This window comes from Pseudoalteromonas sp. SG44-8 (genome assembly GCF_014164125.1).
Lineage (GTDB): Bacteria > Pseudomonadota > Gammaproteobacteria > Enterobacterales > Alteromonadaceae > Pseudoalteromonas > Pseudoalteromonas rhizosphaerae.
On record NZ_JACJEQ010000007.1, the window covers coordinates 21304 to 43779 of the forward strand.

Annotated in this window: 15 protein-coding genes; all 15 read right to left on the reverse strand. The window is 42.7% G+C overall.

Annotation, left to right across the window (positions count from 1 at the left end; translation table 11 throughout):
• Window positions 1–3: 3 nt before the first annotated feature.
• The 15 genes from H5163_RS07780 to H5163_RS07850 all read right to left on the reverse strand — a co-directional run bounded on the left by H5163_RS07780 (window position 4) and on the right by H5163_RS07850 (window position 22310).
• Window positions 4–285 carry a F0F1 ATP synthase subunit C gene (locus H5163_RS07780; protein ID WP_145242870.1) on the reverse strand — a complete coding sequence of 94 codons (282 nt, stop codon included), beginning with the start codon at window positions 283–285 and terminating at the stop codon, window positions 4–6.
• A 78-nt stretch (window positions 286–363) separates the two neighbouring features.
• The gene (locus H5163_RS07785) at window positions 364–1056 is read right to left on the reverse strand and encodes a F0F1 ATP synthase subunit A (RefSeq protein ID WP_182734894.1); all 693 of its coding nucleotides are present in this window, start codon (window positions 1054–1056) and stop codon (window positions 364–366) included.
• Window positions 1046–1414, reverse strand: a complete 369-nt coding sequence (locus tag H5163_RS07790; RefSeq protein ID WP_220494558.1) for an ATP synthase subunit I — start codon at window positions 1412–1414, stop codon at window positions 1046–1048. The genes H5163_RS07785 and H5163_RS07790 overlap by 11 nt, the downstream gene beginning before the upstream one ends.
• A complete protein-coding gene (locus tag H5163_RS07795; protein WP_182731038.1) occupies window positions 1404–1760 on the reverse strand; it encodes an AtpZ/AtpI family protein in 357 nt (118 codons plus the stop codon). Before H5163_RS07795 ends, H5163_RS07790 begins: the two co-directional genes overlap by 11 nt.
• A gap of 24 nt (window positions 1761–1784) precedes the next feature.
• Entirely contained in the window at window positions 1785–2180 is a 396-nt protein-coding gene (locus H5163_RS07800; protein WP_259398191.1) for a F0F1 ATP synthase subunit epsilon, read from the reverse strand.
• Window positions 2164–3684 carry a F0F1 ATP synthase subunit beta gene (gene atpD / locus H5163_RS07805; protein WP_182734895.1) on the reverse strand — a complete coding sequence of 507 codons (1521 nt, stop codon included), beginning with the start codon at window positions 3682–3684 and terminating at the stop codon, window positions 2164–2166. The genes H5163_RS07800 and atpD overlap by 17 nt, the downstream gene beginning before the upstream one ends.
• On the reverse strand, window positions 3681–6074 hold the full coding sequence (locus H5163_RS07810; RefSeq protein ID WP_182734896.1) for a phosphoketolase: 2394 nt from the start codon (window positions 6072–6074) through the stop codon (window positions 3681–3683). Before H5163_RS07810 ends, atpD begins: the two co-directional genes overlap by 4 nt.
• A 74-nt stretch (window positions 6075–6148) precedes the next feature.
• Window positions 6149–6385 (reverse strand): SHOCT domain-containing protein, encoded by a 237-nt coding sequence (locus H5163_RS07815; RefSeq protein WP_182731035.1) that lies wholly within the window; start codon window positions 6383–6385, stop codon window positions 6149–6151.
• Between the two features lie 311 nt (window positions 6386–6696).
• Window positions 6697–7896 (reverse strand): magnesium/cobalt transporter CorA, encoded by a 1200-nt coding sequence (corA, locus tag H5163_RS07820; RefSeq protein ID WP_182731034.1) that lies wholly within the window; start codon window positions 7894–7896, stop codon window positions 6697–6699.
• A gap of 2 nt (window positions 7897–7898) precedes the next feature.
• A complete protein-coding gene (locus H5163_RS07825; RefSeq protein WP_182734897.1) occupies window positions 7899–8714 on the reverse strand; it encodes a PRC-barrel domain-containing protein in 816 nt (271 codons plus the stop codon).
• A gap of 171 nt (window positions 8715–8885) precedes the next feature.
• Window positions 8886–10085, reverse strand: coding sequence for an acetate/propionate family kinase (locus tag H5163_RS07830; RefSeq protein ID WP_182734898.1), 1200 nt, complete (start codon window positions 10083–10085; stop codon window positions 8886–8888).
• Window positions 10086–10387: 302 nt separating this feature from the next.
• A complete protein-coding gene (locus H5163_RS07835) occupies window positions 10388–10561 on the reverse strand; it encodes a hypothetical protein (protein WP_182734899.1) in 174 nt (57 codons plus the stop codon).
• 164 nt (window positions 10562–10725) lie between these two features.
• A complete protein-coding gene (locus H5163_RS07840) occupies window positions 10726–11436 on the reverse strand; it encodes a Crp/Fnr family transcriptional regulator (RefSeq protein ID WP_182734900.1) in 711 nt (236 codons plus the stop codon).
• 466 nt (window positions 11437–11902) lie between these two features.
• Complete coding sequence (locus H5163_RS07845; protein ID WP_182734901.1) at window positions 11903–13621, reverse strand: diguanylate cyclase domain-containing protein; 1719 nt, start codon at window positions 13619–13621, stop codon at window positions 11903–11905.
• A 97-nt stretch (window positions 13622–13718) separates the two neighbouring features.
• Window positions 13719–22310, reverse strand: a complete 8592-nt coding sequence (locus tag H5163_RS07850) for a GH36-type glycosyl hydrolase domain-containing protein (RefSeq protein WP_182734902.1) — start codon at window positions 22308–22310, stop codon at window positions 13719–13721.
• Between the last annotated feature and the right edge of the window lie 166 nt (window positions 22311–22476).

Here is a 22476-nt window from a genome sequence, read left to right on the forward strand (position 1 = left end):
GGCTTACAATCCTGTGGCTTGCGCGATGGCATAATTCCAAAACGGGTTTGCAAAAAGTAAGATCATCGATACCACAAAACAATAAATCGCTGTGGATTCAACCATCGCCAGACCAACAAACAAAGTGCGCGTGATGGTCGTTGAAGCATCAGGCTGTTGAGCTAAGGCACTCAGTGCAGCAGCTACTGCACGTCCTTCGCCAAGAGCCGGACCTATACACCCAATACTGGTAGTGATGCCCGAAATAATTATCGAGGCGATTGCAATCATTGTCATACTGTCCATGTGATCTCCAAAATCTTTCATTGTTAAAGTAAGCAAAAATGTAATGTTAAGATTAATTGATGTTCATTATTGTGGCATTCACTTGCTGTCTGATCTGTGATCCGGTTGGCGAGTTTGTGTTGCGGCCGCAATATAGACGGCTGCAAGAATAGTAAAAATATAGGCTTGCACTATGCCAGTTAGTAGCCCTAGTGCCGTCATCACGATAGGGAAAATAAAAGGGGTGATGGTCAACAAAATACCAATAATCATCGCACCACTCATCATGTTGCCAAACAAGCGCACAGCCAATGCCAATGTGCGTGACAATTCACTAATGATATTAAATGGCAACATAATCATAGTCGGCGCCATATAAGATTTGAGATAGTTAACAACGCCCTGCTGTGCAATGCCAAACATTGGCACCGCGATAAATACACTAAGTGCCAGTGCCGCTGTCGTTGATAGTGACGCTGTGGGCGGCTCATAGCCGGGAACAATAGTGAAGATACTTGCACTAACCAAAAATAAAAATAAGGTACCAAGAAAATAGAGGTATTTTTTCGCCTGTTGCAAACCAACTTCTTCTATTTGCGTTTCAATCCCCGTGACTATAATTTCTAAAAAATTTTGCCAGCGCGAACGTTGCAAGTTAGTTGATATATTTCGAGTGATCAGCATAGAGCCAAGGGTCAACAGCAGCATCAGTGCCCATGTAAAAGCAATGGTTGCATTAATTTTCACAAAGCCAAGCTGCCAATAAATCACTACATCGGGACTAAGGTGCATGTTGCGATCCTTCATGTGGATTAAGCTGCTCAATAACGGCTACTTGCTGTACTGGTGTATCCAATCTAGCTGTCATTTTCGCAACCACGCGGGCTGTGATAAGTCTTGCGCAAATAAATCCAAACAAACAGATCAGTAAACGTAGCAATGACGCATTAGCTATTTCATGACTTACAACTAAGTAAAAGCCTGCGATAGTTACTGTCATACGCACCAGTAAACTGCTTAATAACCACCACGCCGGATGCGCTGAACGGATACTTTTTTGTACCGTCCACCAAAGACCTACGAAAAAAAAACCACCCAGTGCTAAACCTAAGCACCAGATCAGCATTAAGTTCACTGTATCACTCATCATTATGTTCCTTCTCTGCGGTGACTTTGTGCTCTTCACCTATTGCCAGATCTTCTTTCTCTATCCAATGCCATGCATTAAAACAACCAAGTGCCAAACCTGCGACTAACAAGGCTAGTGTCCAAGATCTTTCACTGGGATAATGACCATCAACATAGACTCCGATACTTGCTCCCACTAAGGTAGGTATCGCGACTGACCAGCCAATTAACCCCATCATTCCTAAGCCAAACCACACTCGTTGCTGCGAATGACTGCGCGCTTTTAACTTGCGCGTGGCTTTAATGCCGACTTTTGTCGCTAATGTCGGTTTTGCCTTAGTAGCTGTTTTCAACTTACGCTCATTCATATTATTTGCCTTGCTGAGGGCGCTTTACTGTTGTTTAAAGCTAACAAACTTATGCAGAAAACCGCTTTCCAATTTTGCCATTACTGCACGCACTTGCAGGGCTTGCTCATTGATTGCGAGAAAGTCTTGCTCTACAGCGGCGCGTAACTTAGTTAAATCGCTATCAACTAGGGCATTCCGCACAGACACCAAAACATCGAGTCCTGTTTTCACCAACACTCCTTCATCTACGGCTACGAATATTTCGCCCTCGGCGATGGTTGAGAAAGTCAGAATACCCGGCGTAAGCACCGCCACACAGTCAAGCCGATGCGGTAATAAGCCGTACGACCCATTGCTCGTTTCAACAATAATGTTGCTGATATCGGTTTTATCAATAAAGATCTGTGAGGGTAAAAGCAGTTTAAGGTGCATGTTCATTGTCTGCTCCAGCCGCTTTGGCGGCGTTTTTCACTGTACTTGCGGTGTCAGTGGTACTTGATGCCTGTTTATTTGGTGTGCTCTTTAGTGTTGCTTCGTCGATATTGCCTATCATATAAAGCGCGCTTTCAGGATAATCTTTAAACTCATCGTTAAGAATACGCTCGCAGCCATCTAACGACTCATCAAGACTAACAAGTTTACCTTTATGATTAGTAAACTGTTCGGTGGTAAAAAATGGCTGAGTAAGAAAACGTTCCAGCCGACGCGCACGCCCAACGACGGAACGATCTTCCGGCGACAGTTGCTCTAAGCCAAGCATCGCAATAATATCTTTAAGCTCAGCATACTGAGCCAAAGTACTACGCACTTTTTGCGCCAGTTGATAATGCCGTTCACCAACAATACCTGGACTGGCCATTTTGGAGTTTGACTGTAGGGGATCAATAGCAGGAAATAGTCCTTCACTGGCGCGTTGTCGCGACAATACAATGGACGCAGATAGGTGAGAAAACGTATGTACCGCAGCCGGATCAGTAAAATCATCAGCAGGCACATATACAGCTTGAATAGAGGTAATAGCCCCATTATTGGTATTCGCAATACGTTCTTCTAAGCTGGCCAACTCGGTGCCCATCGTCGGTTGATAACCGAGTCGTGACGGCATTTGTCCCATCAAACCAGATACTTCAGAGCCTGCCTGAATAAACCGAAAAATATTATCAATCAATAACAATACATCACGGTGTTCATCATCGCGAAAATACTCAGCCATGGTTAATGCCGCTTGACCAACCCGAAACCGACTCCCTGGTGGTTCATTCATTTGACCAAACACCATCACCATATTAGGCAATACACCTGCCGCTTTCATTTCCCGATAAAGCTCTTCACCTTCTCGACAGCGCTCACCTATACCGCAAAAAATGCTCACCCCTTTATGCTTGCCTACCATGTTATGGATCATTTCAGTGAGTAAAACTGTTTTACCGACCCCTGCACCGCCAAACAACCCTGCTTTGCCGCCTTTTTCGAGCGGCACGAGTACATCAATTACTTTGATACCAGTTGTGAAAATTTGCGACTGTGTAGAGCGCTCACTAAGTGTTGGTGGTGCTCGATGTACCGAGCGCCATTTAATATCTGTTAAACTGCCTTGACGGTCTATCGGTTTACCAAACACATCAAACATCCGCGATAAAATACCGCTGCCAACCGGTGCTAACAAAGGGTTACCACTGTCTTTAACTTGCATTCCGCGGGCGAGCCCTTGCGTTGGTGTTAAAGCTATACACCGTACCTGCTTGGCATTGCGTTGCTCTAACACTTCAATAACGACTTGCTCTGTATCACCTAGCGCGATATCACTCAGATCGACGGTCAGTATTGAATGAATACGCGGCAATTTTGTCGCAAAACTGACGTCAATGACACTGCCACGTATTGCTATTATGCAGCCAACATTTAACTTATTATCAGCGGGTTGCAGGACAGATGTGGTCATACTGATGAAGTCCAGTGCCAATCACGAATTTCTGGCATATCAAGGCCATTTTTGTTGATATATTTTTTATGCGCAATTAACTTTTCATGTAATAACTGCTTAAGCTCGATGCCTTTAGCGCCGGTTTGCGGTAATCGTTCGAGTGCATCAATAACCAAGTGAAAACGGTCAATTTCATTTAATACCGTCATATCAAAGGCGGTCGTAATTGTGCCTTCTTCCTTATAGCCGCGAACATGGATATTGTGATGATTAGTGCGACGATAAGTAAGTTGATGGATAAGTGATGGGTAAGCATGAAAAGCAAATATTACTGGCTTGTCGGTGGTAAACAACGCATCAAAATCTTGGCAATTTAATCCATGCGGATGTTCGGTTTCTGGCTGTAAACGCATTAAATCAACCACATTAACCACCCTCACTTTAAGCGTTGGCAAATATTCACGCAAAATTGATACTGCCGCCAATGTTTCGAGTGTAGGCACGTCACCACAACAAGCCATAACCACATCAGGCGTTTGCTCAATGGCATCGTCACTAAGATTGCCAGCCCAATGCCAAATACCAATTCCTTGTGCGCAATGTTTTTCAGCCTCTTCCATTGTTAACCATTGCGGAGCTGGGTGTTTGCCTGCAATCACCACATTGACGTAATGACGGCTGCGTAAACAATGATCCATCACAGACAATAAACAATTCGCATCGGGTGGTAAGTAAACGCGAACAATCTCCGCTTTTTTATTGACTACAACATCAATAAAACCCGGATCTTGATGGGTAAAACCATTATGATCCTGACGCCAAACATGAGATGCCAATAAATAATTAAGCGAGGCAATTTTAGGCCGCCACGACAATGCCGATGATACTTTTAACCATTTTGCATGTTGGTTAAACATAGAATCAATAATATGAATAAACGCTTCGTAACAGTTAAACAACCCGTGACGGCCAGTCAGCAAGTAACCCTCAAGCCAGCCTTCACATTGGTGTTCACTGAGCATTTCGACCACTCGGCCGCTCGGTGCTAAATATTCATCATTCGCATACGTGGTCACATCCCATTGTCGACGGGTGGTTTCAAACAAGGCAGCCAAACCGTTGGAAATAGTTTCATCGGGACCAAACACCCGAAAATTTTGCTCTTTATCATTTAACTTAGTGACGTCACGCAGAAATGGCGCAAGCACTCGGGTATCACCCACACCGCGTACACCAGCCGTTGTCACCTCGCAGGCGTAATCTCGGTAATCGGGCATTTTTAAATCTTGTAGTAATAAACCGCCATTAGCATGAGGATTTGCCCCCATACGGCGTTCACCTGTTGGCGCCAACGCGGCTATCTCTGGTAACAAACAACCACATTCGTCAAATAGTTCTTGTGGTCGGTAACTACTTAACCAGTCACTTAATAACGCCAAATGTCCGGGATGATTCACCGGTGCTGAAATTGGCACTTGATGAGCGCGGAAGGTTCCTTCAATTTTATATCCATCGACTTCTTTAGGACCGGTCCAGCCCTTTGGCGAATTAAGTATGATCATCGGCCACGCTGGACGATTTAAGTCACCATTTTCACGCGCATTTTGTTGGAATTTTTTAATAAGCTGCACGGCTTTATCAAGGGCTGCCGCCATCGCTTGGTGCATCAGAGTTGGCTCATCACCCTCAACAAAAATAGGCGTCCAACCATAACCACGCATTAACTGCGTTAATTCGTCTTTAGGAATACGGGCAAGAATTGTTGGATTAGCAATTTTATAACCATTGAGATGCAGTATTGGCAATACAGCGCCGTCAGTGGCAGGGCTGAGAAACTTATTACTATGCCAAGCAGTTGCAAGCGGCCCCGTTTCAGCTTCACCATCACCAACCACACAAGCAACAATTAAATCGGGATTATCAAACGCCGCCCCAAAAGCATGGCTTAGGGAATAACCCAACTCACCACCTTCGTGGATCGAGCCAGGGCATTGGGGTGACGCATGGCTAGGGATCCCCCCTGGAAAAGAAAACTGTAAAAACAGCTTTTGTAATCCTGCTTCATCTTGACTGATGTCTGGGTAGATTTCGCTGTAGCTTCCTTCAAGGTAAGTATTCGCAACCACAGCAGGTCCGCCGTGACCAGGACCTGAAACATAAATCATATTTAAATCGTGTTGTTTGATCACTCGATTCAAGTGCACATAAATAAAGTTCTGACCTGGAGTTGTCCCCCAGTGTCCAAGTAACATAACTTTTATATCACTGAGTTCTAAAGGACGTTTTAACAAAGGGTTGTTAGACAAATAAATTTGACCAACCGACAAATAATTAGTCGCTCGCCAATAAGCATCAATCAGATATAATTGTTCAGATGTCAGTGTTCTACTCTTATCCTTAGCTTGCATCTTTGCTGCTCCAAAGAGCGTTTGTGCTACGCTCATAAAGACATAAGGAGTCTTAAAATTATTCAATTAAAAGACTAACTTTTATTGATTTCTTCCTTCATTTTGACAAATTCTTGTTGCTCTATATCACCACGCGCATACCGCTCATTAAGAATGTCGAGCGCCGTTTTATCAGTGTTCGCAACATAACGACGATGTGTGCGATAACTGTAACCCCAATGGCTAAAACTCGAAATTAACAAAAACCATATACCGATCCATAAAAACCAACCCCAACCAATATACCAATCGTTCCAATAGCCATGATCCATTTGTATTCTCCTATTGAATAATCAAAATAAGACAACAACGTTGCTGCCGCCTTCTATACCATTGTAAAACGAGATAACTTCAAGCTCTGTGCGATAGCGTACTCATCACCATTAATCTTTGCTGAAATACTATAAGGCTTAAAGGTATTGCCCTGAGCAATAAACTAAATCAAGAATATACAAGATTTTTCGCTATCGTCGTTGCTTTGGCATTTACCCTAAGTACATGTATTTAAATTACAGTTACAACAATTTAAAGATAACTAATAGGCATTTAGACTCCATTAAAACAAGCTTTAACACAGCTAAGATTAGCTATTGCCGAGCCAGCCTTTGCGCCTAAAAAATATGAGTAATCCGATAGTAATCATAATAAAAACAGCCCAAATAAGCGGGTAACCCCAACGCCACGTCAACTCCGGCATAAATTGAAAATTCATACCATAAACTCCGGAAATAAATGTTAATGGGATAAATACCGACGCCATAATAGTCAACATTTTCATGATCTCATTCATCCGATTAGAGATAGCTGACATATACAGGTCAGTTAAACCACTTGCGATCTCTCGATACGATTCAACAATTTCAACAATTTGAATCGTGTGTTCATAAACATCGCGTAAATATGGCCGTGTGGTCTCATCAATTCTGCCGCCCTCTTCACGGTATAAGTGATCAACAACTTCCCGTAGTGGCCAAATAATACGCCGCAGCAGTATCAGCTCTCGTTTGATGCAATAAATACGATGCAGCACTGGTGGTGATGGACTTTCTAAGGTCAAAAGCTCGAGATCTTCGAGGATATCGCCGTACTTTTCTAGTACGGGAAAACAATAATCAACGACAGCATCAAGCAAGGTATAGAGCAAATATCCGCTACCATTTTTTCGAATGCGACGATTTTCGTTCTGCAGGTGATCACGGATCGGTTGCCAAACATCGTCTGGGGCTTCCTGAAAAGAAATGAGTACTTTGTCATACGCAAATATACTTACTTGTTCGATATCTGGCACCGAGTTTATTAACGTATCGTCAGACTTATGTGTTGAAGGCTTGAGCATGCGCAAAACCACAAACAAATGATCATCAAAAAACTCAATGCGGGGTCGTTGCGGAATGTGCAAAACATCTTCTGCAATCAATGTATGAAAGGCAAAATGTTGTTGAAACAAACTAATAATATACGGATGGATTGTACTGACATTAAACCATCTGACTTTAACCCATTTGGGCATCGGCTTTTTCAGGAACTCATCAAGGTTAGTAATTTCATTGGTTTCGATTCGTGTTGGTGAGTAATCCGTGTAAGTAATTAGTACAGTCCCGGGGGCGGGCGGATTCTGGGCATCAGCAACATGCTCAATGCCGGGTAATTCTCCCGGCTCAATTTGATGGTTCTGTTTATTGACTGAATTAGTTCGCGATAAATCAAGTGTAGAATCAAGTAATGAAGCGACTAGCTGCTCTTTTGAAACTTGCCCTTTGATTGTTTTTTTAATCCGCTTCATGGTTATGGTGAGGTTGTGCTTTGTTTTACTGGTAAGTCGGATTCCTTACTCCAATATCCTTCCCTTGCGTAATGATCGTGCATAGCAATTTCCCAATCACGGTCCATTTTAACCAAAGGATCATAAGCGGGAGCGCCTTGAATTTCTGCACGAGTGTGATTCACTTTGACGGATGACTCAGCCCACTTCAGGTCATTAAACCAATGCGGAGCCACTAAAATATCATGACCTATCCACCAATCGTTGGCTCGCACAATGACATAACGTATGGCAAAGGTGTGCTCATCAATTAATAAGCCTTGTATATGTCCTATTTCACCGTCAGAGCCATTAACGACGAATCCTTTGACCTTTTGCCAACTGCGTAAATGTGGATCATTGTTTTGAGATGTTTTATCTTGCTTGGCTTCACTGGTATTGGGTTGTTGATTAGTGGTGTCGTTTTCTAGCATCCCCGCGACAGGATAAAGACCATTGCCCCATATACTAGTGCCGCCCCAATAAATAGGGTAACTGTAGTAGCTAAAATATTTTATTTCTTGTTGTCTTGAAACCGGCTTATGGGCGCTAATGTCAGGACTATGATCGACTTGTTTTTGGCTCAAATTCACCGGCATCATTTTATTTAGCCAATCAGGTGTATCTAATGCGATGGGTGAAACTAAAACTTCGCGTTTAAAAAACCAATTATGAGTGGTAACCACAAGATAACGAATAGCCCAACCTTCATCATCAAAATATAAATCATTAATTTTACCTAAATCGCCATCAACTGATTGGATCTTACATGCCTTCAAGTCATCTGCGCTGTGCAACATAAATTTACTCCTAGTAGCATAAAGTTCGATATTCTTTACGTGATTTTACGATAAATAATCAGATGTTCCGTTCGATAGCATACATTAGCGAAAGAGTTAGCTTTACTAGAGGTTTTAACTTTAGCTGATACCCTAAATCAGCTTATAGCGCGGCAAAATTGCAGCTTACAATTACTGAGATCCATCCAGCATAAGTAACTCACACACCATACTGGCAATCATTTGCTCTTCATCGGTATGAATAACATGGACGGTTACCGCCCCACCAGCAATGGAAATTATACTTTCGTGGTTATTATTACGAGTTTGGTCGAGTTCAATACCAAGGTACTGCATGCCTGCACAAATTTTTGCCCGTACACTTGCCGCATTTTCACCAATCCCCCCACTAAATACCAAAGTATCTAGTCCATTCAAAGAGGCGCTATAAGCCCCGAGCCATTTTTTAGCCTGATAACAAAATAGTTCGATTGCCTGTGCTGCGCGTTGATCGGTATTTTCAAGTGGTAATAAATCTCGCATATCTGCGCTAATTTCAGATACCCCTAACAGACCGGATTGATGATTAAGGAGATGATTGCATTGTTGACTATTGATATTTTCATGCAGCTTAATGTAGTGGATAACACCAGGATCTAAATCGCCACAACGTGACCCCATGACTAACCCACCACAAGGTGTAAACCCCATACTGGTGTCAATACAACGACCATCAAGTACTGCAGCCATACTCGCACCATTGCCTAAATGGGCGAGAATAATTCGTTGCGGCAATGGAGTGTTTTGATAGTTATTAGCCAATGCGGTCATTAAATATGTATAGGAGATACCATGAAAGCCATAACGCTGAATACCTAATGCATCAAACCGACGCGGAATTGGCAGCAACTTTGCTACTGGTGGTAATGAATGGTGAAAGGCGGTATCAAAGCAAGCGACCTGCGGTAGTTTAGGAAATTGTTGCTGCAGAGTGTCAATCAGCAATATTTCATTCGGTAAATGCTCTGGCGCATAAGGAATTATATCTCGTAGCTCAGCCAACAGTGCAGGCGTTATAAGCTCCGGCTTTGCATGTTGCCAGCCATGAACCAATCTATGGCCTACAGCAGTTATTTTTTCAAAACCAATGTGTTGCTGCAACCAATTGATTAGAAACTTGGCTGCTTCTTGATGATCATCACAATCAGGTTGAAGGCGACCATCCAGATTACGCTGCTTATCAACAAAGGTTAATAAAGTCCCTGCCATACCAATGCGCTCAATTTTTCCACTTAACAATGGCGTTGCTAAACCCGCAGGAGTAAATACAGCAAATTTGATGCTCGATGAACCCGCATTAATAGTAAGGATCTGCATATTCACAACTGACATTATGACTCCTTGAGCATAACGGTAGTAAAGTGAACTGCATGCTCGCTTTATTACCGCGTAAATTAGTGATTGGTGAATATGGCTTTTAGCTTTTTAATCTTTGTTGACCTAGGTAAATGATATCTGGTAAATCTTTTTTAGCGGCTTTAGCTTTAGCTGATTTTTTATCTCTCGGCTTGACAGTATGAGCTAATTTTTTCATAGTTACCTCTGGATTATGATTGTCTTAATCTCTTAATAACTCCGTGTAAAAACGTAAGCGTTAGAGTCGACGGTAAGTGTACTTGCTGCTGTAATACACTTTATATATCGCTTATGTCTGAGTGTTTACGGTGCTCTGCTAATGTCTTTTTGGGTTTATTAGCGGATTGTTTAAATTGTGGTTTTTGCCCGCTATAACTGGTCTCTACTGCAGCGGCTTTTTGTTCACTTGGCACTTGTTTAACAGACTGTTCCTGAGTATTTGAAATTTTCATAATGACCTCTACCATCTTGCCCATTACGTCATTGTAAAAGGCTAACAAGATGAGTTTAAGGTGAGCTCATTTAACTATCTGTACGCTAGGGCACTTTACATGCTGAAATTTGTATCAATTGCGATTAAGGCGGTTAATAGGTGCTGAACATGTAAGATTAAAAATTATACCATGCTTGGAATTTCTCCTAATCTGTCTGTTTCCTTTTTAACCACTGCGTAACATTCACAACACAGCGTCTCAAGTTTGCATCTATCTGTCACCGTTATATGACCTCGCTTATAAGTGATCACGCCTAACTTTTGTAGTTTACCCGCAGCTTCAGTGACGCCTTCTCTTCTAACGCCTAGCATATTTGCAATTAACTCTTGAGTCATCGTTAGGTTATTGGTTCTCAGCCGATCGAGAGAGAGTAATAGCCATCGGCAAAGTTGTTGGTCAATCGAATGATGACGATTACAAACCGCAGTTTGTGCCATTTGCGCAATTAATGTTTGGGTGTACCGTAATAGCAACATGCGAATTGTGGCATCATTATTAAATTCGCTACGTAATATCGCCGCTGGTAGGCAATACGCGTACCCTGCACTTTGTACAACCGCCCTTTTAGGAGTACTTTCTCCCCCCATAAAAACAGCAATTCCCACTAACCCTTCATTTCCGACAACTGATATTTCAGCTGATGAGCCATTTTCAGTCACATAAAGAAGCGAAACAATACAATCTATCGGAAAATACACACAAGTAAGATTTTGCCCAGACTCATATATCACCTTTCCCAAAGGCAACATGACGAGTTTAAGTTGAGAAAATACTTTATTTTTAGCTGCTAAAGGGAAGAAATTTAATAACTTGTTAGCGATTGGACTATTCATATTATTCCTTGAGCGCTTTATTATAGGCGCTCTTTATGCAGTAAACACTCAATGCAGAAGGCACTGAATGATTGCTACAACGTTATTATACTCTATCATCTTTTAGTATTTACTGATCTAGATTAGCCATTATAGTTTGCGGGTTATTTTATTTAGTGTGAACTCGCCTCAAAAGCTGATTTCTAAACATTATAAAGAATATTAATTGGACTATCGGCCATTATGTTTCCAGCTTAGCCGCTTATATAACTGATATGTGTGGAAAATGATTTGAACGTCATTTTTTAGCATCTAACTTAAAATTAATATAACAAAATCGTTATGCCATTTTGTTAGCGAAAAGTAAATATACATCTTGCGCGCTAATCAGTGCTTTGCCAAGACAAATTATTAAATTTCGCTTATTGCGTGCTGCTATTTATGGTTTCTAATTTTTATATTAAAATTTTAAAGAAACTTCAATGGGTTAAGCTTGTTTAAAAATTTGATAGCCATCATGTCCTCGTGATTTTGCCTGATACATTGCTTTATCAGCATTATCGATAAGAACATCACTTAATTTTCCTTCACTAGCCTGTTGCGGAGCCTCAATATCATGATGGAAAATACGAATACCTATACTCATATGCACGGATATTTTTTTGCCGTTAAGCTGATGCGGATTAATCAGCGTGTGAAGTAATTTACTGGTAAATGTTGCTGCATCATCAGCGTGCTCTATTTCAGAGAGCAATATCAAAAACTCGTCACCACCTTGTCGACAGACAGTATCACTTTGTCTCACCGCATCAGTCATTCGGTTAGCAATCGAACAAAGCAACTTATCTCCTAATTCATGACCGTGTAGATCATTCACTTTTTTAAATAAATCAATATCTAAATAAAGTACCGCCAATCGCTTATTATGTCGTTTAGCTAACACGAGAGCCTGATTTAGCCGCTCCTGAAAAAGTAACCGGTTAGGTAATCCGGTTAGCGGATCATGCTGCGCTAAGTATTTCATTTTGATTGCTTTTAGTTGCGACTGCGAGATATCTCGAAATATAAAAACCACCCCAATGGTTTCACCAAGCTCATTAAAGATAGTACGAGCAGATTCTTCGATTTGGATCTCAACACCGTCTTTACGCACTAATATACAATCGAAAGGCCGTTGCTCTCGCTGACTTTGTGCAAGCGTCGACTTCGCGATAACCGCTGAAGCAGACTCTTTAATCTTGAAAATATCACACAACAATAAACCAACAGCCTCACTGCAGTCCCAGCCAGTAAGTATTGATGCTGCTTGATTTAAATATAATACCTTGTCATTAATATCGGTGCTTAATATCGCATCACTCATAGCATCTAGGGTCAATTGCGCCGTAGTTGCGGGCAGTAAATCACGCCTAGTTTTAGTAACTGCAGCGGTTAACTTAGCTTTATTATCTCGTTTACTAAGCTTTTCTAGTGTAATTATGTAGCCATATGATTTTTTATTTTTTGCTATCGGCGTCGCGGTTACACGGACCTGACACAGCTGCTTACTTTGATAAATGATACACACATCAGAGCAAACAATTGTGTTATTTTTCTGAGCTGCTTGTAAATCCGTTAGTAAACGATTCTTATCATCATCATAGATTTGCGCCATCCAATGACAGCCTTGCGGTGTTGCTGCGCTATATGCCGTTATGGTGTTAAAAGCCTGATTGGTATAAATAATATTGCCGAACCAATCAGTAGCCATGATCCCGAGCAGTGAGCTGTCGCAAATTGCATGTAAGGTTTTAATACTGCGTTTTTGTAATTTTAAAGGCTGTGTTTGTAAAAGGCTAAAGCCCAACAACCGCATAAGCCAGTGCTGCCCTAAACTATGCTTATCAATAAACCCATGTGCACCTTGAGCCATCGCTTGCGATACAATTGCATTATCATTTGCGTTGCACAGTAACATAATAATCGTCTTCGGAGAGTTATGTCGAAGTCGATTTACAAACTCTGCGCTTTTAGCATTCGCTACTGATAAATCTAACAACACGACATCAATCGAGCTACTATTTATTAGCTCAAGCGCTTTTGTTTGCTCTTTTGCATAAACCACTTTAAATACCCGTAGTTGTGAATAATACAAAGAGGTACGTATACGTTTTGCTAAAGATGAATTCTGTGCAAGCAATAGCACTGTTATCGTCTTAATTATCATAGTTAACCTACGGGTTGTTGGATTTTCAGTTTATAGCTCTGATGCCCTTAGGCGGTCGACTAATTAACCTGAGCTTCGGTTAATCAATCTGCAGCGGCTAATGCTTATCTGACTTGACGCTCGCCGATATCATCAAACGATGATAGCCGTCTTTGAGCTCCACACTCACCAATGACCCTTGGTTAGCTAATAAAATACCATTAAGCTCTGCATGCAATAGATTATTCGCAAGCGGTACTTGATTATTTACTGTTATATCAAGGTGGCTATTCGCGATTTTTATTGCAGCGCTAAATTCAGGCCAATGATCGGGGATACAGGGTTGAATAATTAAATTTTTACCCTCACGACGAATACCTAAAATACCTTCTAACCCCGCCTGATACATCCAACCAGCAGCACCGGTATACCAAGTCCAACCACCTCTGCCAATATAAGGTGAAATTGAATAGATATCAGCGGCTACGGCATAAGGTTCAACTTTATAACGTTGGACTTTTTCGCTATCGCTGGCGTGATTAATCGGGTTGACCATGGCAAATAAATCCACGGCTTTTTTACCTTCGCCCTGCTTAGCTAACGCTAAAATAAACCACATAGCAGCATGACTGTATTGACCACCATTCTCTCTTAAACCGGGAGGGTAACCTTTAATATATCCGGGATTATGAGTGGTTTGATCAAAAGGCGGGGTAAATAACAAGGCCAACCGTTCTTGCTGCTTGATAAGATGAGTTTCAACGGCAGACATGGCTGTCATGACTTTGTGTTGATCTGTACCATTTGCTAATACCGCCCAAGATTGAGCAATAGAGTCGATTTGACACTCATCATTACTTTTTGACCCAAGCCAAGTACCATCATCAAATGTTGCTCGACGATACCACTGTCCATCCCATGCTTGTTCATCAATACAAATACGCACTTTTTCAGCATGTTCTTGCCAATGCTTGCCTCGTAGTCGATCCGCTTCAGTTTCTTGTTCAAGCGCATAAACGGCAAATAAGTCTATAGCACGTATCAACAGCCAGCCAAGCCATACACTCTCGCCCTTTCCAGCCGCTCCTACTAAGTTCATGCCATCGTTCCAGTCGCCAGTTCCCATCAATGGCAGCCCATGTTCACCCGTTAACTGAATACTTTGATCCAGTGCGCGAGCACAATGTTCAAATAGACTGGCAGACTCTTCGCTAACGTTCGGTTTAAAGTAGGCATCATGCTGCTCTTTGCCAAGCGGCTTGCCCTCTAAAAATGGGATAGCTTGCGTTAATATCGCTTTATCACCCGTTACTTTTATATAGTTTGCGGTCGCCAGTGCTAACCAAACGCGATCATCTGAGATATGAGTTCGTACCCCTTGTCCGGAATGCGGCAACCACCAATGTTGTACATCACCTTCAACAAACTGCCTACCCGCCGCACGTAAAATATGCGCTCTGGTTATTGCAGGCTGGCTTAAGGTTATGGCCATACCATCTTGCAGTTGATCACGAAATCCATAAGCGCCACTGGCTTGATAAAAAGAAGATCTCGCCCATATTCGACACGCTATAGTTTGATACATCAGCCAGCCGTTGAGCATAATATCCATAGCGCGATCCGGGGTTTTTACCTGCACCTTATTTAATAGGGTGTGCCAATGGTTTTGTACACCGGCAAACACCTCATCCAGATCTCTTTGTCGGTAATTGCTAACCAATTCTAAGGCATGTTGCTCACAATCGCCTTGGCCAATAAACATGATAACTTCACGGCTTTCACCATCAGCAAGCTCAATATCAGTTTGTAAAGCGCTGCAATGATCATAACCTGCACCAACAGTACCAGATAAAGATACCTGCTGACTTAGAGCCCTTGGCGCTGCCTTAGTGCCATTGCGGCCAATAAATTCGCTCCTATCGGTTGTCCATGCGGTTTGCGCACCTGCCATATCAACAAAAGCAACACGTTTTGGAAATGCCATTCCCCACCGATTATGCAATAAAATTGTATTGCTGTTTGCATCTAACGAGCTGGTAATAAAACAGTCAGAGGTACTACGCGATGTGCCAAGGACCCATTCCACATAAGCCGTTACTGACAGCCGACGTTTTCGACCTGACTCGTTGTGTATGGTTAATCGAGAGATTTTAATTGCATCGTCCAGTGGCACATAATGCAATAAATCTAATGATAGTCCGCTAACCTGATGCTTAAACCGACTGAAACCATAACCGTGATGTATTATATAACTGCCCTTGTCCTGTGCGGGCTGAGCCGTTGCAGTATAAATTTCACCACTGTCTTTATCACATACATAAGCAATCTCACCAATGGGGTCTGACACGGCATCATTTGACCAGGTGGTCAGTTGGTTTTCTCGGCTGTTTTCTGACCACGTATAGCCACTGCCTTCAGCCGAAACATGAAAACCAAAACTCGGGTTAGCAATAACATTGAGCCAAGGTGCAGGCGTGCATTCACCATTGTGCAAACGAATGACATATTCACGCCCATTATCAGCAAAACCGCCTAAACCGTTAAAAAACTCCAGCTCTGGTAAGTTCGCTTTTGGCAATTGTGTATTCGCGTTTAACGTTCGTGGTTGATGATTTAGCATGCTAGTTACCGCGTGATTGCGCGTTTTTGCTGTACGTAGAAAAAATTGCTTATTTATAAAGCCATGGCGAGCGACTAAAACCACTCGGGCAATAGCATGCAGCATATCGCGAGTCTCGCTGTTTATCATGTCAGCACGAAATACATGCACTGCCCCAATGCTCTGCTCTGCCAAATAATCACGATTAAAAGATGGTCGAGATTGGCTACTGCGCACAGCCGTCTCTATTGCATTATGTAAGTCTTGCATGTAACCCGAGGGGTGTTCATTGATGATCACCAGATCGACCGCTAGACACTTCATTCGCCAGTATTCATGGGCCCGTAAAAGCTGCTTAACCTTTGCGATATCTTCAATATCATCAATTAATAACAACACGATGGGGAGATCACCAGAAATTGACTGCGCCCACAGTTCAGACTGACACTTAATCCCTTTTATGATGTCTGCTGATGACGCTTTAAAGCGCGGATCTGCATATAAAATTGGGGCTGCTAAGCGTTGAAAATCTGCCACCTCGGTATATTCAATACCTAAGTGACGAAGCTGTACTTGCGCTTGGGTCCAGGCCAGCGTTTTTGCTCTATCATAAGCATTAGCATCGTTGTGCCTGTCTATCATCGCTATTAGTTTTTCTTTGGACGGCGCCACCACGGTCCAAAATGCGATGTTCACGGCTCCTTGCGCAGGCACTTTAATACGATATCGTAAGGACAATATGGGATCCAGTACACACCCCACCGTATTTGATAGCTCCTTACTCGAAGAGCATGCGGTTAAAGTCATGGCTTGTGCACTGACTAAGTTATTACCACGCCCGATAAATTCGGCACGACTGGTTTCATATTGTGGCTCTGCCGTTATCTCCCCCTCTATAATCGCAAAATGGCCAACCCAAATATCAGCGTCATCTGCAGAGCGTTTGCGCCGCGTCGCGATAATCGCTTTATATTCTTGATTAAACTCGGTCTGCACGAACATTTTAGCAAATGCGGGATGGGCGTTATCATTCGCAGCTGTTGCAAGTACTAATTCTGCAAATGAGGTAAGCTCTATTTCATGACTGAAATGACCTTGATTGCTTATTGCTATTTTTCTTACTTCACCATCATCTTCCCCCGACACTAACACATCCATTGTGGTGGTTAAGTTTCCTTCTATTTTCATAAACCTTGCGTGATCTTCGCTAAAAACACACGGATTAAACTCACCACCAGAGCTCACAAAGGGTTGCGCAGTACTTGACCAGTGCTTGGCGGTTTCAACATCTCGTAGCAGAATAAATGAACCACTGGTATCACAGCTCGGATCGCTATGCCATCGCGTAATAGCAAAATTCCCCCAACGGCTATACCCTGTGCCGGTTGCCGTTAACATGACTGTATAGCGTCCATTTGATAATAGATGCGTGGTCGGCTCCACATCCATTGCAACCTTTATGTGCCTAACTGTATTCACTTCACTGGCATCAACACTGGCAGATTCCCTGACTTCTTCAGCGCGAGGATGCCCTATTGCAACATCTCTGGGCATTCTTTCTTGCAACAGTAACTCACAGGCTTGAATACATGGCTCTCGATGAAAACGCGAACGCATTAAGCCATCGCGTAAACAATTTAAAATAGCGACAATGGTCATGCCCTGATGATGCGCCATAAAACTGCGAACAATGGCAACGTCGCTGCCCGACTGCACACGTGAAGGAGTAAAGTCTAACGCTTCAAAGAAACCATAACGCCCGCATGCTCCAATACTGTGTAGCCGTTGATAATTTTCTACCGCAGCAGCTGGATCAATCATACTTGCCAAGCCTGTTGCATAGGGGGCAATGACTCTATTTTCTGACAGCCCTCGCTTTAAGCCCAAACCTGGCACGCCAAAATTAGAGTATTGATAGGTAAATTCAATATCTCGGGCATTAAAACCTGACTCAGAGATCCCCCATGGGATCCCCAGTTGACTCGCGTAACTTTGTTGGCGTTCAACCACTAAGCGGTTGGTTTGTTCAAGTAAACTTCCTACTGGCGCTCGCATGATCAAAGACGGCATGAGGTATTCAAACATCGAGCCTGACCAAGAGATCAGTGCAGAGCCTTTACCTAATGGCGTTGCTGTGCGTCCTAAATGAAACCAATGTTTAGTAGCCACATCGCCTTTGGCAATAGCAAACAAGCTGGCTAATCTCGCTTCAGATGCCAGTAAATCATAACAGTTAGCGTCAAGACTATTGTCAGACTGCGAATAACCAATCGATAGCAACTTTCTTTCTTGATTAATTAAAAAAGCAAAGTTCATCCCGTTAGCCATCTCTCGCGCTGTTTTTGCTAATTTTTTCAGTTGGTGCATTAGGTTAACATCTGCTTGAGCCGAATAAACTTTCAATTGATGATCTTGTAATTGCTCACCAGCCAAGGTCGCTATAGCTTGCAGCCAAAACCTAATATCATCAAAGGTAGCATCCGCAGTTAACTCAAATATGGGGAGTTCGAAGGCGTGGTTAACTAATTTAATTATGCTAGGGCTGATATGCTCTATCGTACCCGCAGTATCAATCAGCGCGGTTATTTCGGCCACAATAGCATTCAGTACTTGGGAATCTTGTGAGTGAATTAAAGTATTCGTTGTAATGGCCTCACTCAGCAAACTAAGGTTATCTTGCATCCCCGTGTTGAAATGATGATCTGTGGTCATCTGTTGCCATTCATCTAAAGCGTTCGCCAAGGTGATCAAGTGGCCGGCAAAGTTACCACTGTCTACTGAGGAAACGTACGCTGGATTTAACGTTGCTAAGTTTTGGGTGGCATACCAATTATAAAAATGCCCTTTGCACTTAGCTAACTTATTAAGGGTGGCAAAGGTTGCTTCTAAACGATTAACGACAGCGTGCAGACCTATCCAACCAAAATCTCGCGCAGCAACGGCTGATAATAAATAAAGTCCAATATTAGTGGGTGATGTACGATGCGCGATCACCGGTTCTGGCTCTTGTTGAAAGTTGTCTGGCGGCAACATATTGTCTTCATCAGTCACAAAGGTTTCAAAATAACGCCATGTTCGACGAGCGGTCAATCTAAGCATATCAGCATATGGTTCTGCGTTATTAAGGTCGCTTGTCGCAATAGGACGACTACTGTAATAAGCTAATAGAGGAGCTGTTAGCCATAGTAATAAAAATGGCAACACGAGCGGCAAAGTCGCTGGCATATTGATCAGTATCGCAAAGCATATTAGCTGACTAACGAGTGTGCCTTGGTACATTGTTTTATAAAAGCCGAGAATATTCAGCCGCGGATCACCATTGGATTGCGCCGAGCTGGTCCATTCTAATAGATGACTACGAGTGACAAATAAGCGGATCAATGTTCGCCCGATGGCATCCATGGCTCGCCAACTTTGATCAGGTAAAAATGCCACTTTAAAAAACACTTGCGCTGATGCTAGACGCAAATCACCAAACCACATTCTAATATGGTGACGAAATTCGACACTAGGTCTTGGTGGGATAAGTGAAAATAAACAGGGAGTAAATACTGGAATGGCGATGGTAGCTAATAATAAAACCGTACTTATTGCTGCTAATGGTAATGGCAATAGCCAGCATAACAGCAATGCCAAAAAGGTGATTGGTGCAATTAAAGAACGTCTTAGGTTGTCCAATAATTTCCAACGACCAACCCACGACACGGCATCTGCGCCAGAAAATTTACCGAATATCCAAGGTAATAGTTGCCAGTCTCCTCTAGTCCAACGATGTTGCCGTTTTTCCAATACATCGTAGCGAGCAGGAAACTCTTCTACAACCTCAACATCCGACACCAACGCCGCACGCGCAAATATACCTTCAAATAAATCATGGCTTAACATTACATTTTCTTTTACTCGCCCAGCAAGGGCTGCTTCAAATGCATCAATATCATAAATGCCTTTTCCGGTATAAGAACCTTCGCCAAACAAGTCTTGATAAACATCTGAATTTGCCGCTGCGTAAGGATCCATTCCTCCCGGACTGGAAATAACACGTTGATAAAAAGACCCCTGTGCACCAATAGGCAATGAAGGCGTGACACGAGGTTGAATAATGCCATAACCGGCTTCAATCCGTTGTGTCTTAACATTAAAGCGAGGACGGTTAAGCGGATGCCCCATCCGGCTAATAAGTCGTAAGGTAGTTTCACGCGGTAACCGTGTATCAGCATCAAGTGTGATCACATAGCGAACATTTTCTGGGACTTCTAATGTTCTGCCAGCCAAGGGGATAAAACTAGTATCAGTGGCTCCTCGCAGCAAACGGTTTAATTCATGTAATTTGCCTCGTTTGCGCTCCCACCCCATCCATTTATTTTCACTGGGGTTAAATTGTCTACCCCGATACAGTAATAAAAATCGCTTACCCGCAGGACCGGATGGATAAGTATGATTTAAACGGTCGATTTGTTCTGCCACTATTGTCAGCATTTGATTATCACTTTCTAACACTTGTTGATCGGCATCTAAACCATCAACTAATAATGCAAATGTTAAATCGCCGTCGACCCCACCTAAATAGTGCACTTGTAAACGCTCTACTTGTTGACAAAGATCGCTTGAATTAGTCAATAATGTTGGCACCGCGACCAAAGTACGTAATGACGTTGGCACACCTGTTTTAAATTCAAGCCCAGGTAACGTGCCATTTCTTAGCCGCCAAGTTACCGAACGATTAATAATTGCGGTTGAAATTTCGGTGGCGGGTAAAAACCCGATAATTATTAATACTAAGAATAAATCGAGTGGCAACTGGCGAAAACCAAATAAAGAAATAGACCCAATCACTAATCCAAGTGCTAAGAGTAAAATTGATGCGGCATAACCTACTAAGCCGATTTTGACATGTAATCGGCTGAGCCAAAGCCCTAAATTAGGCCGAAATTTTAGTGATTGTTCAAACTGTGCTCTGCCTTTGTCGATTAAGTAATAACCGGGGTCACCAAGGCGCTCGGCTTCTTGCTGGTTGTGGGTATTTTTCTTTGCATCTCTGCCCGCCTGCAGTGCCAGTTTCGCGACCTTAACTTCAGAAAGCTTTGAGCCTCGTGACAATTGCTCAATGGCATTGCGGTATAGGTTATGAGTAACGGCATCCATGTCACCAAATGCACTTGCACAACGCAATTTTTCATCAACGAGACTGACCTTTTCAAAAAGATCAGTCCAGTCCATATCGGTGATCAACCGCATACTGGTTATGATATTTCGAACAGTCACATTGGACGCACCTTCGCGTTGCTGCGAATGTTGAACTACATCATCAACGCTAAGGCTTTGTTCATTTAATTTTTGTTCTAACCATTTCAGCGCGGGAGTGATATGTGGGTCTTGATCGCGTAATCGTTTCGCAAGTTGTGCAGCAAAAACTTCCGATAAAGGGGCTGATGAACGCGTTTGGAGCTCAGCTAATAAAACAGTATCAGCGCTGCCGGACACCATAAGACGGTCAGTAAGCTGATCCGCATCATCACGGTCAATGCGCCCAACAGAAATTTGGTCAACAAGTCGACGTAAATTTTCAATTAATACTATACGCAGCGTAATCGCGACGGCCCATAGTTCGCCAATGGTGAGAATATTGATGGTTTGATAGGCTTTTATAAACTTACAAAGGCTCTGCTCGTCAAAATGACTATCCGTGTGGGCAACATACGCCCACGCCAAACCAAAAACTCGTGGATACCCCACGAAAGGGCCACTGGCTAGCTTTGGTAATTGGCGATAAAAACCATCTGGTAGATCATCTCTGACTTCACGAATTTGTTGCTCAATTAAATGATAATTATCCAGTAGCCATTCCGCCGCAGGAACGACACTGTGCCCTGCAGCCAATGCTTTGGCGTTAGCATGATAGGCCGCCAACAATACTGATGCATTTTGTTTGAGACGAACCTGTAATGATACAACTCTGGCAGTTGATTTTGACACTTCTTGTGCTTGAGCCAAACTGATTGCATGCTGCTCTAATCGCTCAACTCCGAAGAGTTCTTCGCGAACAGGCTGAACACTATTCCACGGTGGTTTTGCAAGTTGAGAGCAAAATAGTGAAGAAATGATATTTGACATAGTTGTCCCTAATTCTCTGCTGATTGGTGATCGCTAATTGAGAGTACTATTTTTAAAATGAGCTCATGTGTGTGAACAGCTTAACTTTCAGAGCCATACTTTCTGTGTTTCATTAGAGATAATGTAACTGGAAAATTTCTATGATTCGGTACGACAACGCACATAG